The 3,713-nt window shown below is 38.4% G+C and carries 3 protein-coding genes; 1 reads left to right on the top strand and 2 read right to left on the bottom strand.

The window, feature by feature from the left end:
- Positions 1 to 155: 155 nt before the first annotated feature.
- Positions 156 to 1,781: a dihydrolipoyl dehydrogenase family protein gene (locus tag ABWO41_RS16550; protein ID WP_353140389.1), complete on the bottom strand. Its 1,626-nt coding sequence runs from the start codon at positions 1,779 to 1,781 to the stop codon at positions 156 to 158.
- Positions 1,782 to 1,878: 97 nt separating this feature from the next.
- Positions 1,879 to 2,874, bottom strand: a complete 996-nt coding sequence (gene pdhA / locus ABWO41_RS16545; protein ID WP_353140387.1) for a pyruvate dehydrogenase (acetyl-transferring) E1 component subunit alpha — start codon at positions 2,872 to 2,874, stop codon at positions 1,879 to 1,881.
- Between the two features lie 227 nt (positions 2,875 to 3,101).
- On the opposite strand from pdhA, the gene ABWO41_RS16540 reads away from it, so the two are divergent.
- A complete protein-coding gene (locus tag ABWO41_RS16540; RefSeq protein WP_353140385.1) occupies positions 3,102 to 3,656 on the top strand; it encodes a C40 family peptidase in 555 nt (184 codons plus the stop codon).
- Positions 3,657 to 3,713 lie beyond the last annotated feature (57 nt).

Genomic DNA, 3,713 nt, shown 5'->3' with positions numbered 1-3,713 from the left:
GATTTGCAGTCTATAGAAGCTTTCCTGATATTGAGAAGAAAGCCATAACAAATAGCGAACCCCGTTTGATTTCCAAACGGGGCTCGCTATGATAATATGATTTTAAAATTTCTTGCCTGTACCAGACAGACAGGTCACTTTTGAATTCAGACTTTTTATGCTAATAATCTGATTGGTTCTTCAATTAAACCTTTCAAAGTTTGTAAGAAAGCAGCACCAGTAGCTCCATCAATTACTCTGTGATCGCATCCCAGAGTTAATTTCATGATATTTCCCGGAACAACTGCTCCATTTTTAACCACAGGGACTTGTTGGATAGCACCTACAGAAAGAATTGCACCGTCAGGAGAGTTGATGATTGAAGTAAACTCGTCAATACCAAACATACCTAAGTTAGAAACTGTAAATGTGCTTCCTTCCCAATCAGAAGGTTGTAATTTTTTGGCTTTTGCTTTTTTAGCGAACTCTTTAACTTCGGCAGAAATGTGAGATAAAGATTTGCCATCGGCAAAACGAACTACAGGAACCAATAAGCCATCTTCAACAGCCATAGCAACACCAATGTTGGTATGCTCGTTAAAACGGATTTTATCGCCTCTGTAAGAAGAATTTACTGCCGGATGTTGTTTCAATGCTATAGCAACAGCTTTAACAACGATATCATTGAAAGAAACTTTTACCGGAGCAACTGCATTAATTTGAGTACGGGCAAGCATCGCATTATCCATATCAACACTTACAGTCAGGTAAAAATGCGGCGCAGTGAATAAGCTTTCGCCTAAACGACGGGCAATCACTTTTCTCATCTGAGAAACCGGCTGTTCTGTATATCTTTCTTCACCAACATAAGTAGGAATAGTAAATCCTTTTTCCTCTTTAGGAGCCTCAGCAGCAGCTGCAACCTCTTTGGTAGATGGCGTAAATCCTTCGATATCTTTCTTAACAATTCTCCCGCCTTCTGCGCTTCCTTTAACTTCGTTTAAATTGATGCCTTTTTCTTCGGCTAATTTTCTGGCTAAAGGAGATGCTTTAACTCTGCTGTCTGAGCTGGAAGAAGAAGACTCTTTTTCTGCTTCTGCAGGAGCTGCGGAAGCGGTTTCTTTTGCAGGCTCTTCTTTCTTCTCTTTTTTAGCGCCAGAATTACCTGCTTTTAATAAAGGAGTAATGTCTGTGCCTTCCTCACCAACGATAGCGATAATATCATTTACTTTGGCTGCTTTTCCTTCTTCAACACCAATGTAAAGTAAAGTTCCCTCTTCGTAACCAACTACTTCCATTGTGGCTTTGTCCGTTTCAACATCAGCCAGAGAATCGTCCGCTTTAACTTTATCGCCAACTTTGAAATTCCATTTGTTAATCACACCTTCGGTCATGGTATCGCTTAGCAAAGGCATGCGAATAACAGCCGCCGGTATATTGGAAACGTCTACATCTTCTTCTGTGTCGGTATTTTCTTCGCTAGCGGCTTCTGCAGCAGGAGCTTCTTCTTTAGATGCCGATGCTGTACCATTATCAGCGTTTAAAACTGATTTATAATCTTCGCCTTCTTCACCTATAACAGCAATAACTGCATCTACAGGAACAGCCTGGCCTTCTTCAACACCGATGTACAATAAAGTACCTTCCTGGAAAGATTCAAAATCCATAGTAGCTTTATCGGTCTCCACTTCTGCAACTACGTCACCAGCTTTAATTTGATCACCAACTTTTTTATGCCATTTAGCTAATACACCTTCGGTCATGGTGTCGCTCATTTTAGGCATTTTTATCGCTTCAGCCATTTATATAATGTTTTACCGTGTTTATTGTGAACAGTTATTTTAACGCCAAACCGGAATTTATGTTTTTATAAAATTCCGGTTTGGACGATATCTTTTATTAATCTTTAATGAAATTGTAGTCCTCTTGAACGTACACATCAGTATATAATTCTGATGGATCTGGCCATGGAGACTCTTCTGCAAATTTTACAGCTTCTTCTATTTCGGCTTTTATTTTTGCTGCAACCTCATCAAACCATGCCTGGTCCGCCCATTTTTCTTTTACTATTTTCTCTTTAACAACTTCCAGCGGATCTTTCGCTTTGTATTCCTCTACTTCTTCTTTAGTACGATATTTTTGCGGGTCAGACATAGAGTGTCCTTTATATCTGTAAGTTCTTATCTCAAGGAAAGTTGGGCCTTCGCCTCTTCTTGCTCTTTGAACAGCCTCGTCAATAGCATTGTGTACTGCTACCGGATCCATACCATCAACAGGCATAGAAGGCATTTCGTATCCTAATCCTAATTTATAGATGTCCTGGGTGTTTGCTGTTCTGGCTACAGAAGTACCCATGGCGTAACCATTATTTTCTACTATGAAAATAACCGGTAACTGCCAATTCATAGCCATGTTAAAAGTCTCATTTAGAGCGCCTTGTCTTACGGCGCCATCGCCCATGTAGCAAAGATTCACATTGTCAGTTCCCAGATATTTCTCTGCGAAAGCAATACCAGCTCCTAGAGGGATTTGTCCGCCAACGATACCGTGTCCACCAAAGAATTTATTCTCTTTATCAAAAAAGTGCATAGAGCCACCTTTTCCTTTAGAACATCCTGTTGCTTTACCATACATTTCTGCCATAGCAGCTTTTGGAGACATTCCTTTAGCCAAAGCATGAGCATGATCTCTGTAAGCTGTGATTAAACTATCTCCTTTTTGGGTAGCCGACATTGTTCCAGCAATTACAGCTTCCTGACCGATATATAAATGGCAGAAACCTCTGATTTTTTGCTGTCCGTATAACTGACCAGTTTTTTCTTCAAATCTCCTTAAGAGAAGCATTAATTCATACCAATATAGATATGTCTCTTTTGTTATTGCAACTGAACTCATGCGTAATAAACTATATTAAATGGGACAGCAAATCTATTAATATATCGACAAAATTAAAACTATACCGGTGCTTTTTTAACTATTTTAGATTTAGGCTGTTAATTTTTGTTAAAATATTCCTATTATTGTTGGATGCTTGGTGCAGAAGGTTTACTTTTGTGCCGTTACTAAAATAAAGTTGAATAGGGATCGTCATCTGCGAACCTTCAAACCTAAAAAGTATTTGAATGAAGAAAATTATAATTTTTACACTTTTGATTAGCTCAGTGCTAATAGGTAAAGCGCAAAATTCTAAAACAACATCTTCAAATAGCGTTCCAAAAACTGAAACTTCGGATCCGGATAATTTAGCAAGTCAATTTTTCTCTCAGGTAATGGGGGTGGCTATATCGGCTACATCGAATACCAAGATGTATCAATTTATTTATGACTGGTTGGGTACTCCATATCGTTTTGGTGGTAATACAAAAAAAGGAATAGACTGTTCTGGTTTTGCAAAAACCATGTATGATAAGGTGTTTAATACAACGTTACTACGTAATTCCAGAGATATTTTTAGCATGACAAATCCGCTTTCTAAAGATGAGCTGAAGGTTGGAGATTTAGTGTTTTTTAAAATAAAGAGTCGTAGTATTACTCATGTGGGCGTTTATCTTGGCGATAATCGTTTTGCTCATGCTTCTACTTCTAAGGGCGTGGTGATTAGTGATTTAGATGAGCCGTATTACAGCCGCTATTTTTACAAAGGCGGGAGAATTATTGAGTCGTTAAACGAGGAATAATTATTTTTGGTAAGATATTTAAAAGTCTTTCTGGTTATCTGGCAGGACTTTTTTGTT

Source organism: Pseudopedobacter sp., from assembly GCF_040392825.1.
Taxonomy (GTDB): Bacteria; Bacteroidota; Bacteroidia; order Sphingobacteriales; family Sphingobacteriaceae; genus Pseudopedobacter.
Note: the sequence above shows the minus strand (reverse complement) of the source record. Positions and strands in the feature narration are given on the sequence as shown.

Excerpts from the sequence above, each read along its gene's own strand:
- ABWO41_RS16550 (WP_353140389.1), bottom strand. The coding sequence starts at position 1,781 with ATGGCTGAAGCGATAAAAATGCCTAAAATGAGCGACACCATGACCGAA.
- pdhA (WP_353140387.1), bottom strand. The coding sequence starts at position 2,874 with ATGAGTTCAGTTGCAATAACAAAAGAGACATATCTATATTGGTATGAA.
- ABWO41_RS16540 (WP_353140385.1), top strand. The coding sequence starts at position 3,102 with ATGAAGAAAATTATAATTTTTACACTTTTGATTAGCTCAGTGCTAATA.